The 21,160-nt window shown below is 66.2% G+C and carries 14 protein-coding genes; 11 read left to right on the top strand and 3 right to left on the bottom strand.

What is annotated here, in order from left to right:
• Positions 1-14: 14 nt before the first annotated feature.
• Positions 15-1,055, top strand: a complete 1,041-nt coding sequence (locus A6A04_RS16995) for a c-type cytochrome (RefSeq protein WP_068494998.1) — start codon at positions 15-17, stop codon at positions 1,053-1,055.
• A gap of 168 nt (positions 1,056-1,223) precedes the next feature.
• On the opposite strand, the gene A6A04_RS16990 is transcribed toward A6A04_RS16995, so the two are convergent.
• Genes A6A04_RS16990 through A6A04_RS16980 form a run of 3 tightly spaced genes read right to left on the bottom strand, consistent with a single transcriptional unit; the run spans position 1,224 to position 5,422 of the window.
• Positions 1,224-2,522, bottom strand: coding sequence for an HlyD family type I secretion periplasmic adaptor subunit (locus A6A04_RS16990; RefSeq protein ID WP_068494996.1), 1,299 nt, complete (start codon positions 2,520-2,522; stop codon positions 1,224-1,226).
• A complete protein-coding gene (locus tag A6A04_RS16985; protein ID WP_068494994.1) occupies positions 2,509-4,185 on the bottom strand; it encodes a peptidase domain-containing ABC transporter in 1,677 nt (558 codons plus the stop codon). The genes A6A04_RS16990 and A6A04_RS16985 overlap by 14 nt, the downstream gene beginning before the upstream one ends.
• Before the next feature lie 28 nt (positions 4,186-4,213).
• Positions 4,214-5,422 (bottom strand): TolC family protein, encoded by a 1,209-nt coding sequence (locus A6A04_RS16980; protein WP_068494992.1) that lies wholly within the window; start codon positions 5,420-5,422, stop codon positions 4,214-4,216.
• A gap of 225 nt (positions 5,423-5,647) precedes the next feature.
• Here A6A04_RS16980 and A6A04_RS23480 point away from each other — a divergent pair, with 225 nt between their 5' ends.
• The 10 genes from A6A04_RS23480 (at position 5,648) to A6A04_RS16930 (ending at position 21,158) form a co-directional block, all read left to right on the top strand.
• Entirely contained in the window at positions 5,648-10,744 is a 5,097-nt protein-coding gene (locus A6A04_RS23480) for a FecR domain-containing protein (RefSeq protein ID WP_156612663.1), read from the top strand.
• A gap of 57 nt (positions 10,745-10,801) precedes the next feature.
• Complete coding sequence (locus tag A6A04_RS16970) at positions 10,802-12,490, top strand: sensor histidine kinase (protein WP_068494988.1); 1,689 nt, start codon at positions 10,802-10,804, stop codon at positions 12,488-12,490.
• A complete protein-coding gene (locus A6A04_RS16965) occupies positions 12,483-13,856 on the top strand; it encodes a sigma-54-dependent transcriptional regulator (RefSeq protein ID WP_068494986.1) in 1,374 nt (457 codons plus the stop codon). The genes A6A04_RS16970 and A6A04_RS16965 overlap by 8 nt, the downstream gene beginning before the upstream one ends.
• Positions 13,857-14,005: 149 nt before the next feature.
• Entirely contained in the window at positions 14,006-15,322 is a 1,317-nt protein-coding gene (locus A6A04_RS16960) for an ABC transporter substrate-binding protein (RefSeq protein ID WP_068494984.1), read from the top strand.
• A gap of 42 nt (positions 15,323-15,364) precedes the next feature.
• Entirely contained in the window at positions 15,365-16,666 is a 1,302-nt protein-coding gene (locus A6A04_RS16955; protein WP_068495102.1) for an ABC transporter substrate-binding protein, read from the top strand.
• A gap of 66 nt (positions 16,667-16,732) precedes the next feature.
• Positions 16,733-17,632: a branched-chain amino acid ABC transporter permease gene (locus A6A04_RS16950; RefSeq protein WP_068494983.1), complete on the top strand. Its 900-nt coding sequence runs from the start codon at positions 16,733-16,735 to the stop codon at positions 17,630-17,632.
• 2 nt (positions 17,633-17,634) lie between these two features.
• Positions 17,635-18,579: a branched-chain amino acid ABC transporter permease gene (locus tag A6A04_RS16945; protein ID WP_068494981.1), complete on the top strand. Its 945-nt coding sequence runs from the start codon at positions 17,635-17,637 to the stop codon at positions 18,577-18,579.
• Positions 18,576-19,361, top strand: coding sequence for an ABC transporter ATP-binding protein (locus tag A6A04_RS16940; RefSeq protein WP_068494979.1), 786 nt, complete (start codon positions 18,576-18,578; stop codon positions 19,359-19,361). The genes A6A04_RS16945 and A6A04_RS16940 overlap by 4 nt, the downstream gene beginning before the upstream one ends.
• Entirely contained in the window at positions 19,358-20,005 is a 648-nt protein-coding gene (locus tag A6A04_RS16935; RefSeq protein ID WP_068494978.1) for an ABC transporter ATP-binding protein, read from the top strand. The genes A6A04_RS16940 and A6A04_RS16935 overlap by 4 nt, the downstream gene beginning before the upstream one ends.
• A 16-nt stretch (positions 20,006-20,021) precedes the next feature.
• Positions 20,022-21,158 (top strand): iron-containing alcohol dehydrogenase, encoded by a 1,137-nt coding sequence (locus tag A6A04_RS16930; protein ID WP_068494975.1) that lies wholly within the window; start codon positions 20,022-20,024, stop codon positions 21,156-21,158.
• The last annotated feature ends 2 nt before the right edge of the window (positions 21,159-21,160 follow it).

Raw genomic sequence — 21,160 nt, 5'->3', positions numbered from 1 at the left:
GAGCATCTGACGCCATGCCGGTTCCCGATCTCATCCTGCCCGCCTGGCTGCCCTGGCCCCTGCCATTCCGTCTTGGACTCGCCGTCCTCGACGAGCCCCGCTTGGCCGGTGACATCCATTGGGGCCTGGGCTGGGCGGCGGCGGCCCTGGTCCTGGCGCTGGCCGCCCTGGCGCCGCTGCGCCGACGCTTTCGCCTCGGCCTGCTGGCGGCGGCGGCGCTGGTCGCGGCCCTGCTGGCCTGGCCGCGCATCGACCTGCTGTTCGTCCCGGCCTATCCCACCAGTTTCCGCGCCTCGCCCACCGGGTTCTCCGCCGCCGCCATCGCCCGGGGCGAGGGGATCTATGCCCGCCATTGCCAGTCGTGCCACGGCGCCGAAGGCCATGGCGACGGCCCCGAGGCCGCCAGGCAGCCCATCCCGCCCGCTGATCTGACCGCCGAACATCTGTGGGATCATCCGCTGGGCGAAATGTTCTGGTGGATCAGTCGGGGCATGACCGCGCCCGACGGCCGTCCATCCATGCCCGGTTTCGCCGACCGGCTGAGCGAGGTCGAGCGTTGGGAGCTGATCGACTTCCTGCACGCCAATGCCGCCGGGGCCGATCTGGTTCAGATCGGCTTGTGGACCCATGTCATCGATGCCCCCGATCTGGTGGCGGTCTGTGGCGACGGGCGGCGGGTTCAATTGCGGCAGTTGTCGGGCCAGCCCGTGCATCTGCTGGTGGCCGACAAAACGCCGTTGCCCGAGGCGGGAACCAATCCCGCTTTTCGGATTGGCGGTGGCCCGGCCACCGACCCGGCTTCGCCCTGGTGCGCGGTGGAAGACCCGGCCTCGGCGCGCACCGCCTATTCCATCGCTTCCGCCCAGTCCCCCGAGGGATTGGAGGGCAGCCAGTTCCTGGTGGGGACCCAGGGCCATCTGCTGGCCCATTGGACCTGGGGCACCGCCCCTGCCGCCGATACGCTGGTTTCTCTGGCGCAGTCCCTGGGCAGCGTCTGCCTGGCACCACGCGGTGTGGATAGCGCCACGCGTCATGCCGCCCATCGAGACCGCTAATACCTCGCCACGCGTGATCCAACTCGCCATGTCATCCCGAGCGACAGCGAGGGACCTCATCCTGGAACGACTTTTCCGGCTTGAAACCAGCACTCCAGGCGGAGATCCCTCCTTCCGGTGGTCGTCGGGATGACAGGTTATTTCATCCGTCGGCCGGTATAATTCACCTCAGCGTTCGTGCAGGGCGGTATCGGCGGCGCCGATGAAGGGCTCCAGGATATAGGCCAGCACGGTGCGCTGGCCGGTGCGGATATTGGCAATCACCTGCATGCCGGGATACAGGCGGTAGACCTGGGCATTATGGCGGAAATGGTCGCTGGCGGTCTCGATGCGCACCTTGTAAAAGGCGCTGCCCTTGTCGGTGAGGTTGGTATCGGCCCCCACATGGATGACGGTGCCGTCGATGCTGCCGAACCGCACCGAATCCTGCGAAGCCAGCTTGATCTTGGCCGACTGCCCCACCGAGACATAGCCGATATCGTAGGTGGGCAGCCGCGCCTCGACGATCAGGCGATCGCCCGCCGGGACGATATCGACCACGGTGCCGCCGGGCTTGACCACGCCGCCCTGGGTGGCGACGTAGAGGGTCTTGACCACCCCGTCCACCGGCGAGCGGATCACCGTGCGGTCCAGATTGTCGCTGATCTTGCTGAAGCGCTGCGACAGCTCTTCCAGGTCACGCCGGGCCGAGGCCATCTGCTCGCCCACCTCCTGGCGATAGGCCTGCCGGGTGGTCTCGATCTGGGCTCTCGCCTCCTTGATCCCGGCCTGGGTGCGACGCAGCCCGGCCTCGTCCTCGTCGATGCGCGAACGCAGGTTGGACTGCTCCTTCAGCAGCGCCAGATGGGTATAACGGTTGGACAGGCCTTCGCGGATCATGGACTCGCTGATGGAAACCTGCTCGTTGAGATGGGTTAGGGTATTGCGGGCGTTGCGCAGCCGCGCCTCCACCTCGCCCACCGCCTGCTCGCGCTGGGTGAGCGCGTTCTGCAAGCCGCCCAGGGCGGAGTCCAGGCGCGAACGGCGCGAGCGGAACAGCGCCTCGGCGGCATCCACCAGATCGGGATGGGCCTGGACCACATCGGCGGGATAGGCGGGCTTGGAACTGTCGGCGGCCTCGGCCTCCAGCCGGGCCAGGGCCACCCGCAAAGTGGCGAGGCGAATGGACAATTCGTTGAAATCGGCGCCGCTGGCGGTGGATTGCAGCACCACCAAGGGCTGGTCACGGGTGACGGCTTCGCCCTCGCGCACCTGGATTTCCGAGACGATGCCGCCTTCCAGATGCTGCACCGACTTCAGCTGGCTGAACGGCACCACCTCGCCGAGCGCCTGGCTGACCACGTCCAGCACGCCGAAATGGGCCCAGACCAGGAAAGCGAGGATCAAGCCGCCCGCCAGGCGCACGAACAGATGGGTGGCCCTGGACACCGGGTCGATCTCGGGCGGGACGGTCTCAAGCTCCGCCATCGGCCGCCTCCCGCTTGAGCGGCCCGGTCAGGGCCGGAACCGGCTTGACCCCCATGTCCAGCATCCAGGTGGCGCCCCGGATCACCAGCGCGTCGTGGGAGAAGACGATGATGGTACGCCCCTCCTTGGCCAGTTCGTTCATGGCCACATAGACGGCGGCGCGCCCCTCGACATCCAGGGATTCGGTGGGCTCGTCGAAGATGACGAAGCGGCCGCCGGTGGCCAGGGCGCGAGCCAGGGCGATGCGGCGGCGGACGCCAAGCGCCAGATTTCGCCCGCCATTGCTGATCGCCGTGCCCATGCCATCGCGCGAGGAATCCAGCCAGCCCCGCAGCCCGGCGGCGCGCATCACCCGGTTGAGTTCGTCCTCGCCCATATCGGGATTGGCCGAGCGCACCACCTGTTCGATGGTCCCGTCCAGCAGTTCCGGTTCCTGCGGCAGGTATGACACCTGCTTGCGCCACCATTCCATGGACAGCTGCCGCAGCTCGACGCCATCCACCAGGATCTGGCCGCGCGCCGGCTCGATCAGCCCCATCAGCAGCCGGGCCAGGGTGGTCTTGCCGCTGCCGTTGGGGCCTGACACCGCCAGCACCTGCCCCGGATCGAGCCGGATGGACAGATGCTCGGCCAAGGGGCCGCTGGAGCCGGGATGGGCGAAGGCCACGTCCACCAGTTCCAGGCGCCCGGTCACCGCCTTCAGCGCCATGCCCGATTGCTGTTCGCGCGGCAGGCGCATGAAGTCGTGCACCCGGCGCAGCGCCAGATCGGCGCGGGCGAACATCTCGGCCATGCCCGCCAGCCGGTTGATGGGACCCAGCGCCCTGGCCGCCAGGATATTGGCGCCCACCAGCCCGCCCACCGACATCTCGCCCTTGACCGCCAGCACGGCGCCGACGGTGACGATGACGATGCCCTGCAGCACGCCCACGGTCTGGGTGATGGATTGGACCAGGCTTTGCCGCTCGCCCAGGCGTCGCCGCGCCGCCAGGACCCGCGCCCGCGCCATCCGCCACAGGCCGAAGGTGCGCCCGGCGGCGTTGAAGGCCCGCAGGGTATCGGCGCTGTGAATGGCGGCATCCAGGGCGGCCTGCACCTCGGTCTCGCCCTCGGCGGCACCGCGGACCACATCCTTCAGCAGGCGATCCCCCACCAGCACCGTGGCCACCGACAGCCCCATGAAGAACAGGGCGATGGCGGCCAGAAGCGGACTGAGGAAGGCCAGGGCGATCACGGTCAGGACCGCGAAGGGCACGTCCAGGGCGGCGCAAAGATTGGAGGGCGTGAAGATGCGGTCGATCTGGTCGAGACCGCGCATGATTTCCTGCAGCAATCCCCCGGGCAGGCGCTCCAGCACCGCTACCCGCGCCTGGGCCAGGGCGGAAAAGGCGCTTTCGCCCCGCAGCGCCTCGGCCGGGCCGGTCACGGCGGCGGCAAGGCGGATACGGGCCTCGCGGAAGCCGAATTCCAGGGCGCAGGCCAGCAGCACGCCGGTGGTCAGGGTCACCAGGGTGGCGTCGACCGCATAGGGGACATAGCGGTTCAGCACCAGCATGACGAACAAGGTGGAGGCCAGCCCCAGCAGGTTGATGAACAGCGTGGCCGCCAGCAATTCGCCCAGGATTACCGGATGGGCGAACAGACGACGCAAAAGTTCATTCATCGAAGCCGCCCCTTGCCTTGCGTCCCCCTTATCGAACGGCGGGGGGCTCCAGGGCGCCGATGACCGCCAGCACGGTATAAGACGCGATCACCACGTCGGCCTGGGCCGAGGCGGCCTGGCTCTGGGCGCCGATCAGGGCGGTTTCGCCCGCCAGCACGTCGATCAGCGAGCGATTGCCCAGCGAACGTTCCTTGCGGGCCAGTTCCAGGAATTCGTTGGCCAGATTGGCCTGATTCTTCAGCATCTCGGCGCGGGCCTTCTGATGCATGTAGTTTTCCCAGGCATTGCCCACCTGCTCCTCGATCTGGTCGCGGCCCTCGGCCAGGCGGCGTTCCGACGAGACCACCGAGCTTTCTGACGCCTTCAGGCTGTTGACGGCGGTGAAGCCCAGGTTGAAGGGCATGGACACCTCGACCTTGGCCAGGAATTCCTGCTGGGTGCCCATGGTGCCGCCGACATTACGCTTGTTGCGGGCCTCGCCCACCGCTTCGACCTTGGGCATGAAGCCCTGGGCGCGGGTGGCTTCCATCTGGCTGCGGGCGGCTTCCACCGCGAAACTGGCCGCCTTGATAGAGGGGCTGTTGGCCCGTGCCGTGACCAGGGCATCGGCCAGGGTGGCGGGCAGCATGTCCACCGGGACCTTGGGCAGCACCATGCTCTTGGCATCCTGCATGGGCTTGTTGAACACGTTGCGGAAGCGGTTCTGGGCCTGGGCCAGGGAGAATTCCGCCTGGATGCGGTTGGCCTGGGCACCCGCCAACTGGGTCTTGGCCTGCAGCACGTCGGACGACAGCCCCGAGCCCAGGTCCACCTTGGCCTCTTCCAGACCGGTCTGCTTGCGGATATTGGCCTCGGAGTCGCGGGCGTATTTCAACTGCTGCAGGGTGCGGACCAGATTGGTATAGGCGCTCAGCGCCTCCAGCATCAGGCTCTGGCGGGTGCCGTCGCGGACCGACTGGCTTTGCTGATGGGTGGCGGCGGCCTTGTCGATGCTGGCGTTGGTAGCGCCAAAGTCCCAGACCAGTTGCTTGAGAGACGCGGAGTATTCGTTGCGGTAGGCGGCGGTATCCTGGGAGAAGCTGGGCTTGTTCTGCTTCTCGTAGCCATAGTTGACCGTGGGAGTCAGGGTCGGATACCAACCGCCGCGCGCCACTTCCAGGGAATTGCGGGCGCCTTCCACATCGGCATCGGCGGCGACAAGGCGGTCACTGCTCTTTAGAAGGTCATCGAGAAGCATTCTCAAGTCGTCGGCTTGGGCTGAAGTCACCCCCACAGAGCAAAACAGCGCCGCCGCCAAGGCAAAAGACTTCCCGGACGTCATGGAGATACCCCCTTCGATTCAGTACGCCAAGATGATATATTGCGATTGCGAGATTTACCATAGGTAGATGCCGCAGATCGGCATCCCGCTGCTGGCGGGGCTAGCCATGGTCAGGGGAAGAAGATGCGGACACAGTCGGTGATGACAGAGCGTGGGGGCTCGGCTCCCGTCGTCGTGGATGGAGCTTCCGGCCCGGTATTGACCATGCCCGATGGCTTTGGCCTTGCCGCCGCCGACTTTTCCCGCTTCGGCCCCAACCTGCTCATCACCGCCCAGAATGGCGCCCAGGTGGTGGTCAGCGACTTCTACGCCCTGCCCGCGCCGCCGACCCTGGTCACCCCGGCGGGGACCATGATCCCCGGCGATCTGGCCATGCGGCTGGCGGGACCGCTGGCGCCCGGCCAGGTCGCCCAGGCCGCCACCACCGCCAGCGATGCCGCCCCCGCTGGCCCGGCTCCCATCGGCGAAGTGGACAAGGCCACCGGCACCGCCCAGATCCGCCACGCCGACGGCACCAGCGAACCCGCCGTCAAGGGCATGGCGGTGTTCGAGGGCGACATTGTCACCACCGGCGGCGGCGGCAGCGTCGGCATCGTCTTCATCGACGGTTCCACCTTCGCGGTGGGCAACAACGCCCGCGCCGTGCTGGAACAGCTGTCCTACGACCCGGCCACCAATACCGGCACCAGCACCCTGGCCATGACCAACGGGCCGTTCAGCTTCACATCCGGTGAAATCGCCAAGACCACGCCCGACGCCATGACGGTGAAGACGCCGGTCCTGACCATCGGCGTGCGCGGCACCACCGTGGCGGGCCAGGCCGCCGCCGAGGGCGGCAACAACACCGTGGCGCTGCTGCCCGATGCCAGCGGCACCGTCGGCCAGGTAGCGGTCAAGACCGGCGCGGGCACCCAGGTGATCAGCCAGCCCAACCAGGCCATCCAGCTGACCAGCTTCAACCAGGCGCCGCCGCCGCCGGTGGTGATGAGCCCGCAGCAAATCCAGCAGAATTTCGGCAGCGCCGTCCAGAGCATGGCCCCGGCCCAGCCGCCGTTGCAGCAGCGCACCGAGCCCCCGGCCTCGCCCCAGATGCGCCAGCAGCAACAGCAGCTACAGCAAAAGAGTGAGGCCGCCAAATCCATGACCCCGGCCGAGGCCGCCAAGGCCGCCGCCGATGCCAAGGCCGCCGCCGCCGCCAAGGTCCAGACCGAGGCCGCCAAGACCGGCACCGCGCCGCCCCCCGCCGCCCCCGTGGCGCCCACCGGCCCCGAAGGGGCGCCGCAAGGCCAGGGAGGGCCGCAAGGACCGGCCGGGCCGCAGGGCGAGACCGGACCGCAGGGGCCTGTCGGTCCACAAGGCCCCATCGGGCCTCAGGGTCCCCAGGGTCTGCTGGGTCCCCAGGGACTGCTGGGGCCGGGAACCGAATCCGGCCAGGGCCTGTTCGGCCCGACCAACGCCATGCTGAATCAGGCCACCGCCCTGCTGGGCGGCGAAGGAGCCAATCTGTTCGGCCCCAACGGCGCCAACAACGTGGAACAGGCCATCGACACCCTGATGAATGTGGCGGATGCCTTCGCCAACGCCCTGAACAACGCCTTCGAACAAGGCCAGTTCGGCGAGCAGTTGGCCCAGACCCTGCTGGCGCAGCAAGACGCCATCTTCAATGCCTTCGAAAACGCCATCCAGCAGCAGATCGACCGGGAAGTCCAAAACATCATCGAGCAGGCGCAGCACCAGGGGACCGTCACCCATCAACTGACCCATGGCGCGGAGAACGTCACCACCACCTCGGGCGTCAACGACAGCATCGTCGGCACCATGATGGGCAACACCGTCACCGTCCTGGGCAGCATGGGCGCGGGCGACGGCATGATCGATTTCGAGAGTTCCGACGCCGACAAGCTGATCCTGTCCAACGGGCCCAACATCTTCTACGCCGCCAATGTGGAAACCATCGACCTTCAGGCGACATCCGACAGCAACAACATCGCCATCGGCAGCTATGGCACCACCACCATCATATTGAGCCCCAATGCCGATGACGACATCACCTCGCAGCCGATCACCGGCTACGAGACCCTGATGTCGGCCGGAAGCGGCGCCCAGACCTGGAACATCGTCGGCAATGTGGCCAGCGGCGACGCCTTCGACATGGGCGGCGGCACTGACACTCTCAGCCTTCAGACCAGCGGATCACATACCCTGACCCTGACCGGGGTGGAAGCCCTGACCCTGGCTCCCAGCGGCACCGACATCACCTTCCAGCACTCCCTCAACGGGCTTTCGGTGACGGGCGGCAGCGGCACCGACATCCTGCGCTTAGCCAGCGTCTTCAATTCGCTGACCGTTTCCTCGGTGGAAACCGTGATCGGCGGCAGCGGCAACGACTCGGTGGTATTGCAGACCGAAGCCCTGGGCAGCGGTCCCTACGAGGTTGATTTGGCGCCCACCCTGACCAGCGTCGAGACCTTGACCATCTTTGCCCATCCGGGCAGCGGAGCCGGTTTCGGCTCGCAGACCACCCGCCTGGATGCCAGCAATTTCAGCAGCGACCTGACCACCCTTTACATCACCGGCGGCGGCGCGCTGCAGACCATCACCGCCGCCCTGCCCACCAGCGTCGCCACCATCCAGGTTCTGTCCAGCTTCAACGGCGAGACCGACACCAGCACCACCGACAGCAACGCCGCCTCCGTCACCGTCCCCTTCGCCGACACCGACATCACCGTGCTGGCCTCGGCCGCCACCTTGACCGTCAGCGGCGGGGCGGGCAGCAATGATTCGCTCACCCTGACCAATGGCACCCATAGCCTGACCAGCAGTGGTGTCGATACCATCACCATGAGCAGCGGCGGCACGCAAAACACTCTCGTTTTCAACGCCTCGCTATCCGGTGCCACCGTGACCGGCACCGGTGCCGCCAATGACCGGATTGATCTGAGCAGCGGCGGCAACTCGCTGACCGTCAGCAGCATCGAATTGATCAACGGCAACAACGGCGCCGACGTCGTCACCCTGGGCGGCGCCATCACCGGCACCACCATCGATCTGGCGGGCGGCAGCGACTCGCTCACCCTGGCCAACGGCGTCAACTCCATCACCGTCAGCAATGTGGAAGCGGTGACCGGCGGCACCGGCGCCGACACCATCACCCTGAACGCGGCCATCTCCGGCGGCACCATCGACCTGGCGGGCGGCACCGACATCCTGAACCTGGGCAATTTCACCAACAGCCTGACCGCCACCAATGTCGAATCCATTGTCGGCGGAACCAGCGGCGACACCGTCACCCTGGGCACCGCCTGGACCAGCGGCTCCATCGATCTGGCGGGCGGCACCGACGCGCTGATCCTGGGCAATTTCGCCAATACCATCACCCTCGCCAATATCGAATCACTGACCGGCGGCACCAATGCCGACACCATCACCCTGGCGGGCGTGGTCAGTGGCGTCAGCATCGACGGCGGCGCGGGCGTTGATGTGCTGTATCTGGCCAACGGGGCCAACACGCTCTCCGTTTCCAATGTCGACACCATCTTCAACAGCACGGGCGCCGATACCATCACCGGAGGCACTGGCGAGAATTTCATGAGCTATGCCAATGATACCGCCGCGATAAATATCAATTACAGCACGGGCAACTACACCGACGGATACTCGTCGGCCGACTATCTTTCCAACGTCTCGCGGGTGATCGGTTCAAACTACAACGATACTTTCACCCTGGCGGCAAACGCCTATACCGTATTGGCCGGTTCGGGCAATGACACCTTCTTGTTCAGTGGCTTTGGCGGCTCCACCTCCATCGACGGCGGCATCGGCACCGACCTGATCAATCTGAACAACCTGCCGGGCGCCACTGTCAACTTGACCAGCGGGACGGCGAGCCAGAATGGCAATGTCATCACCCTGTCCAACATCGAGAACGTAACCGCCCACTCCTCGATCCATGCCAACACCATCACCGGAAGTTCGGGCGTCAATGTCATCACCACCTATGGCGGCGACGATACCATCAACGGCGGCGGCGGCGCGGATTCCATCTTCAGCGGCGGCGGCGCCGACGTCATCACCGCCGGAGCGGGGCTGATCACCATCGACAGCGGCATTGGCAGCGACACCATCACCCTGACCGGGGCGGTGACCGGCGCCAGCATCGCCATGTCGGCTGGCACGGATGTCCTGACCCTGTATGACGCCACCAATTCCCTGAGCGTGAGCGACGCGGAAACCATCACCGGCGGCACCGGCGCAGACACCATCACCCTGAGTGCCTCCCAGACCTCGGGCACCATCGACCTTGGCGCCGGAATCGACATATTAACCATGGCCGCCGGGGGCAACTCCTTCACTGTCACCTACACGGAAACCATTACCGGCGGGACCGGAGCCGATACCATTACCCTAGGATCGGTTATGACCAGTGGAACCCTGGATTTGGCAGGCGGAAGTGACTGGCTAACATTGGCCAATGGTGTCAACAACCTTACCGCTAACAATATCGAGACTATTACCGGGAGCACCGGAAACGATACGGTTGTACTTGGAACCAACGTAACCGGCGGCGTTTTTGATTTTGGCGCAGGATCTAGTGACGTCCTAGCATTCAATGCAGGAGACAACTCAGCTTCAATTTATAACATAGAGTTGATTGGGATACAGGCACCTGGCGCAACAAATACACTTACAATCCAGAACTCCATTTCAAATGCCCAGGTTTCAGGATCAATCGGTGGCGGACATACCGAGGTATTGGTGCTCGCGAATGGTGGAAACACTATTTCTGTCGGCGCCTGGGAGACTATTATTGGCGGCACTGGCGCCGACACGCTGTCAAGATACCTTACAAATGGAACATTAATTGGCGGAGAGGGTCACGATACCTTTGAAACTGGAAATGGTGAGGTAATTCACTATTCCAGCGTTTCAGAGGTAACAGCAGTCGGCAACGTTAACTCTGATACCATCAATTACTTCAAGCAGTACGCTTCTGACTACCTTCAATTCACCACCGCATTTACTACTGACGCCACATCAAACATCCTAAATGCAAGCGACTTTGTGTCCGGGGCTGGACTTACAGCGGATGCCACGCGTCACTTTGTTTACAATACGACAGATGGCACTCTCTACTATAGTGCCACCCCTGATGGCAGCACATCCTCTGCCGTGGCTGTCATTCACAGCAATACGAGCACTCCGGCAACGGTCACAGCGGCCGATATTCATATCGTCTGACGAACCCGCCGGGTGGCGGGGCCTTCAAATCCCGCCGCCCGCTGATATAGTCGGGCCATGATGCTGCCGCGCTCGCTGGTGTCTCGCTATTTCGTCGTCTCGCTGGTGGCCGCCGTGGTGCCGCTGGCGGCAGTGGGCTATCTCTATGACAGCTATGCCCAGGACATCCTGCGGGCGCTCACCGGCCAGCGCCTGTCGGCGCAACTGACCGCCACCGCCTCGCGGCTGGGCTCGTTCTTCGACACCCGCATCTACCAGTTGGACACTTTGTCCAACTATCCGTCGCTGGCCTCCTATGTCGGCCGTCCCGATCGCGACGATCCCGAGATCAGCGCCCTGTTGCGCATCGAGGCCGACGTGCCCGACCTCTACGGCATCTGGTTCTTCAATGCCACCGGGCGGCTGGCGCGAGTGATCGCGGGCCAGGCGGCGTCGGGTCCGCCCTATTGGGGCGGCGAGGCCCCCGACATCTCGCGCCTGCCCCGGGTCAAGGTGGGCGGCACCGAGATCATCGGCCCGGTGGCGCCCAGGGACGGCGCGCCCGGCTGGTTCCTGATGCGTCAGGTGCTCCGCGATCCCCGTAGCGGCGAGGACAGCGGCACCATCGCCTTGCATGTGCGGCTGGCCTCGGTCACCGAACTGATGGGCGCCCCCGAGATCGGCAGCCTGATCCAGCCGGTACTGACCACCCCGGGCGGCGGCGTGTTCGACACCGTGGGCCATGTGGCGCGGATGCGCGGCGAACTGATGCCCGGCCCCGAGATCGCGCCGGGCTGGCAGGCGGCGCTGGTGATCCAGCCCGACGCCTTGCTGGGACCGTTCAATCAGGCCCGGCACTGGCTGTACATGCTGGTCTTCAGCTCGGTGGCCGCCGTGGCGATCCTGTTCCTGCGGCTGTCGTCCAAGCTGCGCCGCCGCCTGCGCCAGTTGGTGATCGGCGCCGACGCGGTGTCGGCCGGGCAGTTGGATTATCGCCTGCCCGAGACCGGCAATGACGAGATCAACGTGGTGTCGCGCGCCTTCAACGGCATGTCGCGCAAGCTGTCGCAGATGATCGAGCGTACCGTCAGCATCGAGAAAATGGCGGTGCTGGGTAAGTTCGCCACCGGCGTCGCCCACGAGGTGCGCAATCCCATGGCCACCATCAAGACCAGCGTCCAGGCCCTGGCCCGCCAGGAAGGCGACCTGGAGCGGCTGGAAATCCTCAACGGCGTCAGTTCCGAGATCGACCGCCTGACCCGGGTGATGGAGGACCTGCTGGAATACGGCCGCCCCCGCCCGCCCGAGACCGGGCCGGTGCCGGTGCGCGACCTGTTCCGCCGGGTCAATGCCCTGGTCAGCCCCGAGGCCGAGCGCCAGGGGCTGCATCTGGGCGTCATGGGCAGCGCCGATCTGGTACTGCTGGCCGATCGCGACCATGTCATGCAGATCCTGATCAATCTGGTGGTCAACGCCATGCAGGCCACCGCGCCGGACGGCGCCATCACCCTGCTGGCCCGTTCGGAGGACAATTGGGGGCTGATCGAGGTCTCCGATACCGGCGGCGGCATCGCCGACGACGACCTGCCCAAGGTCATGGACCCCTTCTTCACCACCCGGGCGCTGGGCACCGGATTGGGCCTCAGCATCTGTCGCCAGTTGACCGAGGTGAACGGCGGTGACATCCATATCGCCAGCGAGCCGGGCAAGGGCACCACCGTGACGCTCCGCCTGCCGCTGATGCGATCGGGAGACCGCCTTGGCTGACATCTCCGTCCTGATCATCGACGACGAGGTCCAACTGGTGCGTTCGGTGGTGTTCGCCCTGAAGGGAGAGGGAATCGCCGCCTGGGGCGTCCATAGCGGCGCCGAGGGGCTCGACGAGATCGAGCGCCGCCCGCCCGATCTGGTGCTGCTGGACCAGCGCCTGCCCGACATGCTGGGCATCGCGGTGCTGGAGCAGCTGCGCAAGCGCCAGTCCACCCTGCCGGTGGTGATGATCTCGGCCCATGGCGACACCAGGGCGGCGGTGCAGGCGGTCAAGGCGGGGGCGTCGGACTACCTGACCAAGCCGTTCGAACTGGACGACCTGATCCATGTCATCCGCACCACCCTGGAGCGGGAAAGGCTGGCGGCCGAGGTCGCCTATCACCGCAAATCCGTGGTGGGCGGCGACGGCGTCATCGGCGACAGCCCAATCATGGCCGACCTGATCGCCACCGTGGCCCGCATCGCCGCATCCAGCGCGTCGCGGGTGCTGCTGCTGGGGGAATCCGGCACCGGCAAGGGACTGGTGGCCCGCTCCATCCATAACCAGAGCAGCCGCGCCCGGGGCGCCTTCGTCGAGGTCAACTGCGCCTCGCTGCCGGAACAGCTGATCGAGGCCGAGCTGTTCGGCGCCGAGAAGGGCGCCTATACCGGGGCGCATCAGCGCCGGGTCGGACTGGTGGCCCTGGCCGATGGCGGCACCTTGTTCCTGGACGAGATCGGCGAGCTTCCCCTGGCGCTGCAGGCCAAGTTCCTGCACTTCCTGGAGAATGGCAATTACCGCGCCATCGGCGCCACCCAGGGCAAGACCGCCGATGTGCGTATCGTCGCCGCCACCAATCGCGACCTGGCCGCCGACGTCAAGGCCGGGCGCTTCCGGGAAGACCTCTATTACCGCCTCAACGTCATCCAGTTGCGCCTGCCCGCCCTGCGCGAGCGCGGCGGCGACGCCCTCGACCTGGCCCGCTATTTCGCCCGGCGCTACGCCGCCGAGAGCGGCTGTCCGCCGGTGAGCTTCGCCCCCGAGGTCGAGCGCCTGTTCGCCAGCTATTCCTGGCCGGGCAATGTGCGCGAGTTGAAGAACCTGATCGAGCGCCTGACCATCCTGCATCCCGGCCAGACCGCCACCCCCGCGGAACTGCCCGCCGACATGGCGCGGGAGCCCCGCATGGCAGGCGGTGACGACCGGCGCCAGAGCCTGCCCGACAGCCTGGACGCCAGCGAGCGGGTGCTGCTGACCGAGGCCCTGGCCCGGGCCGGGGGGCAGAAGGGCCGCGCCGCCGAACTGCTGGGCATCTCGCGCCACGCCTTCAAGCGCCGCCTCCAGCGCCTGGGATTGATGAGCGGAAACCGCTCATCATCGTGAGCGGTTGTGAGCGGTTTCCGCGCATGAGCGCCGCTCACTATCGGAAAACCACAATGCCCTCCTGACTCGATCCGCTGGCATGGGGGTTGCAGTTTCATGATCCGATAATAAATGCGACTGGAACACGGTCGCGCGGGGAAACGTCGAGGATGCCGAAAAGCCTGCCCGGACTCTGTCTGCACGGCCTTGCCCGAGCCGCGTTCGCGCTGCTGGGTCTGGCCACGCTGGCGCCCGCCGCCCAGGCCCGCATCGAGTTGGGCGCCCCGGCGGCCGAGGCCGAGGTCACCATCGGCTGCATGTATCCCATGTCGGGCCGCGCCGCCATCTACGGCAAGGACAGCGTGGCGGGGATCAAGCTGGCCCTGGCCGACCTGAAGGCGGGCACGCTGGGTCCCAAGCCCCCGAAGCTTCGCATCATCGTCGAGGACGACCGCTCCAAGGCCGCCTATGCCGTGCGCATCGCCGAGGACTTCGTGCGCCAGGACAAGGCCAAGTTCTTCTGCGGCATGGTCAGCTCGGGCGTCGCCCAGGCGGTCAGCGAGGTGGCCCGCACCCAGAAGGTGATCATGGTCGGCACCGACCATGCCTCGTCGCGCCTGACCATGGATGCCCTGCACCGCTACTATTTCCGCGTCAGCAACGATTCCTGGACCTCCAACGCCGCCGGAGCCCGCTATCTGGCCGAATTGCAGAAGGAAACCGGCTGGAAGCGCATGGCCTTCATCGGTCCCGACTACGATTACGGCCATGCCTCCTGGACCGATCTGCGCGAAAGCCTGCAGTTGCTGGGTGTCGCCTACGACAATGTGGGCGAGTTCTGGCCCAAGCTCTATGAGCCCGACTATTCCGCCTATATCAGCGCCATCGTCGAGACCAAGCCCGATATCGTGGTCACCGCCCTGTGGGGCGGCGATTTCGTCGCCTTCCTGCGTCAGGCCGCCACCACCAGCTTCTTCGAGTCCTCCCGGCTGGCCAATTTCGACACCGGCGGCAATTACGAGGTGATGCTGGCCCTGGGGTCCAATCCGCCGCCGGGGCTGATCTTGTCGGCGCGCCACCACAACAACTGGCCCGAGACCGAGGGCAACCGCGCCTTCGTCACCGGCTTCCATGCCTCCGAGGGACGCTACCCCACCTATGCCGCCGCCGGGGCCTATAGCGGCATCATGGCCATCGCCAGCGCGGTCACGGCCAGTGCGCCGCGCCACGATGTCGAGGCCATGGTCGACGCCCTGGAGACCCTGCGCCTGAAGCTGCCCAAGGACCCGGACGGCTTCACCTCCTATATCGACAAGTCCACCCATCAGATCGTCCAGCCCATGGCCATCGGCAAGGTGGTGCCCAATGCCGCCTTTCCCCCCGCCAAGGTCATGCTGGCCGACTGGCGGGTCTATGCCGCCGAGGACCTGATTCCCCCGCCCGAACTGGTGCGCAGACGCCGGGCCGTCATGGGCGGGAAACCGTGAGTACCCGAGTTATAACAAGCACAAGGGAGTGAAACCGTGAAGATGACCCAATCCTCCATCGCCCGCCGGGCCCTGACCGCCGCCGTGGCCACCGCCGCCCTGGCCTCGGCCACCACCGCCCAGGCCGCCGAGAACGGCAAGTTCCGCGTCGGCATCGTGACCTTCCTGTCCGGCGCCGCCGCCGGTCCGTTCGGCGTTCCCTCGGCCCATGCCGCCGAGACCGTCATCGACGCCCTCAACAAGGGCCAGTTGCCTGCCCCCTATAACACCAAGGGCATCAACGGCATGGAGATCGAGGCCGTCATCATCGACGAGAACGGCGGCGCCACCAAGCAGGTGGAAGAGTTCCGCAATCTGGTGGAGCGCCAGAAGGTGGACGCCGTCATCGGCTATATCTCGTCGGGCGACTGTCTCGCCATCAGCCCGGTGGCCGAGGAACTGAAGATCCCGACCATCATGTATGACTGCGGCACCTCGCGGCTGTTCGTCGAGAACAAGGCCCCCAAATACGTCTTCCGTACCGGCCTCGACGCCGTGGTCGACAATGTGGGCGCCGCCCGCTATCTGGCCGACACCCGCCCAAAGATGGCCAGCTTCGCCGGTATCCAGCAGAACTACGCCTGGGGCCAGGATTCCTGGGTCGACTTCGTCGAAGCCATGAAGCATGTCAAGCCCACCGCCAAGGTGGCGGCCGAACAGTTCCCCAAGATTTTCCAGGGCCAGTACGGCGCCGAAATCTCCGCCCTGTCGGTGGCCAAGCCCGACGTCATCCATTCCAGCTTCTGGGGTGGCGACATGGAAGCCCTGGTGCTGCAGGGCGGCGCCCGTGGCCTGTACGACGGCAAGACCCTGGTGCTGACCTGCGGCGAGACCGGCATCGAGCGCTACAAGGGCCAGGCTCCCAACGGCACGGTGATCGGCGGACGTGGGCCGTTCGGCGCCTTCGCCCCCAAGAACGCCCTGTCCGATTGGCTGCGGACCGCCTATCGCGCCAAGTGGAGCGATGAGCCCATCTATCCGTCGTTCAAGATGGCCCAGGCCATCCTGGCCCTGAAGACCGCCGTGGAAAAGGCCGCCCCCGCTGGCAAGCAGCCGAGCTCGGACCAGATCGTCGCCGCCATGACCGGCATCACTTTCGAATCGCCCTCGGGTACTGTCAAGATGGCCCGCGCCAGCGGCCATCAGGCCATGCAGGGCATCGCCTATGGCGAATACCACTATGAAAGCGGCCGGGCCGTTCTGAAGAACGTCAAGTCCTACGCCGACACCTGCGTCACCCCGCCGGATGGGACCAACGGCCAGGAATGGATCAAGGCGGGCATGCCCGGCGCCAAGTGCGATTGATCCTTTGACCTCTCCCCGGCGGCGGATATGTCCCGCCGCCGGGTCCTTGCCTGAGCGGAGCTTTCCATGACAACGCTTCTCGCCATCCTGGTGGACGGGTCCATCTACGCCTCGTGGCTGTTCCTGGTCGCGGCCGGACTGACCGTGATCTACGGCGTCATGCGCATCCTCAACATGGCCCATGGCAGCTTCTACGCCATCGGCGCCTATTCGGCCGCCTCGCTGGTGGGCTGGTGGTTCACCGGAGTGGGCGGCAATCCTTACGTCAGCTACCTGCTGCTGGTGGGCGCCGCCCTGGTGTCCGGCCTGGTGGTGGGACTGGTGGTCGAATTCGCCCTGCTGCGCCGCATGTATGGCAAGGACGAGATCCTGATGGTGATCATCACCTATGCCCTGCTGCTGATCCTCGAGGACGCGGTCAAGCTGGTGTGGGGCGTCGATCCCTATTTCACCTATCAGCCCTATTCCCTGATGGGCCGCTCCACCTTCGGCGGCCTGACCTTCGCCATCTACGACCTGGGCCTGGTGGGGGTGTCGCTGGCCATCGGCATCAGCCTGTGGCTGATCCTGAACAAGACCCACAAGGGCAAGCTGCTGCGCGCCGTCATCCATGACCGCGAGGTGGCGGTGGCCATGGGCGTCAACGTCAAGGCCATGTTCGCCGTCACCTTCGCCGTCGGCGCCACCCTGGGCGCCCTGGCCGGAGCCCTGACCGCGCCGGCCATCTCGGTTTCCCCCGGCATCGGCGTCGAGGTCATCGTTCTGGCCTTCGCCGTGGTGGTGGTGGGCGGCATGGGCTCCATCGGCGGCGCCGCCGCCGGAGCGGTTCTGGTGGGGCTGACCCGGGCCATGGCGGTGCATCTCGCCCCCGAGCTTGAACTGTTCGTCATCTACAGCGTCATGTCGCTGGTCCTGGCGGTGCGCCCGCAAGGGCTGTTCGGCCGCACCCTCGTGAGGAAGATCTGATCATGCGCCTCGATCGAACCGAACTCTGGCTGCTGGCCTCCGGCGTGGTCTTGGCGCTGGGTGTCTTCGTCCTGCCCAACTGGCTGACCTTCCTGCTGACCATCGCCTTCGCCAAGGGACTGGTGGTCCAGGGTGTGGTGGTGCAGATGCGGGCCGGACTGGTGTCCTTCGGCCAGGGCCTCTACTACTGCATCGGCGGCTACACCGTCGGCATGGGCGGGCAATGGCTGGGCGTCCACGACGCCTTCGTACTGCTGGCGCTGTCCATGGTTGCGGCGGCGGTGGTCGCCATGGTGCTGGGGCTGCTGCTGACCCGCTATCGCGAGATCTTCTTCGCCATGCTGACGCTCGCCTTTTCCATGATCCTGTATGGGGTCCTGGCCAAGAGCCAATCGCTGGGCAGCACCGACGGCTTCAACGTCCACGGCATCACCGCGCTGGGCTGGACTCCTGGTTCCAGCGGCAAGATGTTCGTCTATGTGCTGACCTGCGGTATCGCGGCGGTGGCGGCGGTGTTCCTGCACCGCCTGTCCAAGTCCAGCGTCGGCTATGTCTGCGAGGCCATCCGCGAGAACGAGGTCCGGGTGGAATATCTGGGCGCCTCGCCCCGTTGGACGCTGTATTCCACCTATGTGCTGGCGGCGGCGGTCTCGGCCCTGGGCGGCGGGCTGACCGGCATGGCCACCGGCCATGTGGACCCCGAGATGGCCTATTGGACCACATCGGGCGAGTTCGTCTTCATCGCCCTGCTGGGCGGCATCGGCCATGTGGCGGCGCCCTTCGTGGCCGCCAGCCTGTTCTCGACGGTCCGCACCTATGCCATCCAGTTCGTTCCCCATTCCTGGCAGATGATCCTGGGCTTCGTGCTGCTGGGCATCATCATCTTCCTGCCCAAGGGATTGTGGAGCCTGTTCAAACGCACCAGGAAGGCGGAGGCCCGGGTATGAGCCAGACCCCCATTCTCGAATCCCGCTCGCTGCACCGCACCTTCGGCGCGGTGGTGGCGGCCAAGGACATCAATGTCGCCATCCATGCCGGCGAGGTGGTGGGCGTGATCGGCTCCAACGGAGCGGGCAAGACCACCTTCATCAACATGGTCACCGGCTTCCTGCCCCCCAGCGCGGGCGAGATCATGTTCAACGGCCGCTCCATCTTAGGTCTGGCGCCGCGCAAGATCACCCGCATGGGCATGGCCCGCTCGTTCCAGGTGGCGCAGCTGTTCCCGGAACTGACGGTGCTGGACAACATGCTGGTGGCGCTGTCCATCGCCGAAAGCCCGCTGCCGTCCTTCCTGCGCCCGTTGCGGACGCCTGAGCGGGTGGAAAAGGCCGAGGCCACCTTGAAGGAATTCGGCGTCGCCGCCTTCCGCGACCATCAGGTGACGGCGGTGCCCCAGGGCACCCGCAAGCTGGTGGACATCGCCATGGCGCTGATCGCCAACCCCAAGATGCTGCTGCTGGACGAACCCACCAGCGGAGTGGCGGTGGAAGAGAAATTCCCCCTGATGGACAGCGTCATGGAGGTGGTCCGTCGCCACGGCGTCACCGTTCTGTTCGTGGAGCACGACATGGAGATCGTCGCCCGGTATGTCAGCCGTATCCTGGCCTTCTATGCGGGCGAGGTCATCGCCGACGGCCCGCCCGATCAGGTGCTGGACGATGCCAAGGTCCGCGAACTGGTGGTGGGCCACGGGCACGGCGGCCACGGCCGCGCCAGGAGGTCGTCATGAGCCTATCCATCGCGGCGCTGGACGTCGCCATCCACAAGATCCCGGTGCTGCGCGGCGTCAGCCTGGAGGTCCCCGACGCCACCATGGTCGGTCTGATCGGCCGCAACGGCGCGGGCAAGACCACCCTGATCCGTTCCATCATGGGGCTGCTGCCCGCCGAGGCCGGCGCCATCAGTCTGGACGGCGCCGATCTGATGGCCCTGCCCGGCCACAAGCGCGCCGGGCTGGGCATCAGCTACATGCCCGAGGATCGCCGATTGATCCCCGCCCTGACCGTGGAGGAGAACATCCTGATGCCCGCCTGGGCCAACGGCATCAAGGATGCCGCGCCCCGGCTGGAGTGGATCTATGAGATCATGCCCGAGGTCGCGGTGTTTCGCGACCGCCGCGCCCTGCAACTGTCGGGCGGCCAGCAGAAGCTGGTGGCCCTGGCCCGCGCCCTGATGCCGGGGCGCCGCCTGCTGTTGCTGGACGAGCCGTTCGAGGGCGTCGCCCCGGTGCTGTCGCGCCGCCTGACCGAGGTCATCGCCAAGCTGCGCACCGAGGGCCTGTCCGTGATCCTGTCCGAATCCGACGACACCCATTCCGCCGATCTGGTGGACCGCGCCTACCGCATCGAGCGGGGCGTGGTCACAGCGGGCTGAACCAGGAGATTCCGCCGTGAGCAATTTTATCTTCGAGACCACGCCCCGCATCATCTGCGAGGACAAGTCCTCGGCCCGGCTGGCCGAGTTGTCGCGCGAACTGGGCATCACTCACGCCCTGATCGTCACCGATGCCGGGCTGGTGGCGGCCGGTCTGCTGGCCCCCGCCCTGGAGGGCTTCAAGGCGGCGGGCATGCAGGCCACCGTCTTCACCGACGTCAAGATGGACCCGCCGGAAGCCTCGGTACTGGACGCGGTGGCGGCGGCCAAGACGGCCGGGATCGACGGCGTCATCGGCTTCGGCGGCGGTTCCTCCATGGACACCGCCAAGCTGGTGGCGCTGCTGGTGGGCAATCCCCAGGCCCTGCCCGATATCTATGGCATTGGCCTGGCCAAGGGGCCGCGCTTGCCCCTGATCCAGGTGCCGACCACCGCCGGAACCGGCTCCGAGGTCACCCCCATCGCCATCTTCACCACGCCCAGCAACGAGAAGAAGGGCGTGGTCAGCGGCTTGCTCTATCCCGATCTGGCGCTGCTGGACGGGACCCTGACCTGGGGCCTGCCCGCCCGCATCACCGCCATGACCGCCATCGACGCCATGGTCCACGCCATCGAGGCCTATACCACCCGCCACAAGAAGAACCCCATTTCCGACAGCATGGCCGTCAAGGCGCTGCAACTGCTTTACGCCAATATCCGCAAGGTGGTGAAGGACGGCGCCGACGCTCCGGCGCGGGCCGCCATGCTGCAGGGCTCCATGCTGGCGGGCATCAGTTTCGCCAATGCCCCGGTCGCCGCCGTCCATGCCCTGGCCTATCCCATCGGCGGCCATTTCCATGTGCCGCACGGGCTGTCCAACGCCCTGGTGCTGGTGCCGGTGATGGAATTCAACATGCCCGCCGCCGAGGCGTTGTATGGCGAGTTGGCCGCCGCCATCCTGCCCGGCAAGTCCAAGGGCGCCGACCTGCTGGACGCCATCGCCGAACTGGTGGCCGAGATGCCCATGGAGCAGCGGCTGCACGATGTGGGCATCAAGGAGGCCGACCTGCCCATGCTGGCCGAGGACGCCATGAAGGTGCAAAGGCTGTTGGTGAACAATCCCCGCGACGTTGCCTATGATGACGCGCTAGCCATCTACGCCAAGGTGTACTGAAA

The sequence above is a fragment of the Paramagnetospirillum marisnigri genome (assembly GCF_001650715.1).
Taxonomy (GTDB): domain Bacteria; phylum Pseudomonadota; class Alphaproteobacteria; order Rhodospirillales; family Magnetospirillaceae; genus Phaeospirillum; species Phaeospirillum marisnigri.
The sequence above is the reverse complement of the archived record's forward strand: the minus strand, read 5'-3'. Positions and strand labels throughout refer to the sequence as shown.

Coding starts and splice junctions, on each gene's coding strand:
- A6A04_RS16985 (WP_068494994.1), bottom strand. CDS start 4,185: ATGAATGAACTTTTGCGTCGTCTGTTCGCCCATCCGGTAATCCTGGGC.
- A6A04_RS16980 (WP_068494992.1), bottom strand. CDS start 5,422: ATGCTTCTCGATGACCTTCTAAAGAGCAGTGACCGCCTTGTCGCCGCC.
- A6A04_RS16970 (WP_068494988.1), top strand. CDS start 10,802: ATGATGCTGCCGCGCTCGCTGGTGTCTCGCTATTTCGTCGTCTCGCTG.
- A6A04_RS23480 (WP_156612663.1), top strand. CDS start 5,648: ATGACAGAGCGTGGGGGCTCGGCTCCCGTCGTCGTGGATGGAGCTTCC.
- A6A04_RS16960 (WP_068494984.1), top strand. CDS start 14,006: ATGCCGAAAAGCCTGCCCGGACTCTGTCTGCACGGCCTTGCCCGAGCC.
- A6A04_RS16940 (WP_068494979.1), top strand. CDS start 18,576: ATGAGCCAGACCCCCATTCTCGAATCCCGCTCGCTGCACCGCACCTTC.
- A6A04_RS16950 (WP_068494983.1), top strand. CDS start 16,733: ATGACAACGCTTCTCGCCATCCTGGTGGACGGGTCCATCTACGCCTCG.
- A6A04_RS16995 (WP_068494998.1), top strand. CDS start 15: ATGCCGGTTCCCGATCTCATCCTGCCCGCCTGGCTGCCCTGGCCCCTG.
- A6A04_RS16990 (WP_068494996.1), bottom strand. CDS start 2,522: ATGGCGGAGCTTGAGACCGTCCCGCCCGAGATCGACCCGGTGTCCAGG.
- A6A04_RS16945 (WP_068494981.1), top strand. CDS start 17,635: ATGCGCCTCGATCGAACCGAACTCTGGCTGCTGGCCTCCGGCGTGGTC.
- A6A04_RS16935 (WP_068494978.1), top strand. CDS start 19,358: ATGAGCCTATCCATCGCGGCGCTGGACGTCGCCATCCACAAGATCCCG.
- A6A04_RS16955 (WP_068495102.1), top strand. CDS start 15,365: ATGACCCAATCCTCCATCGCCCGCCGGGCCCTGACCGCCGCCGTGGCC.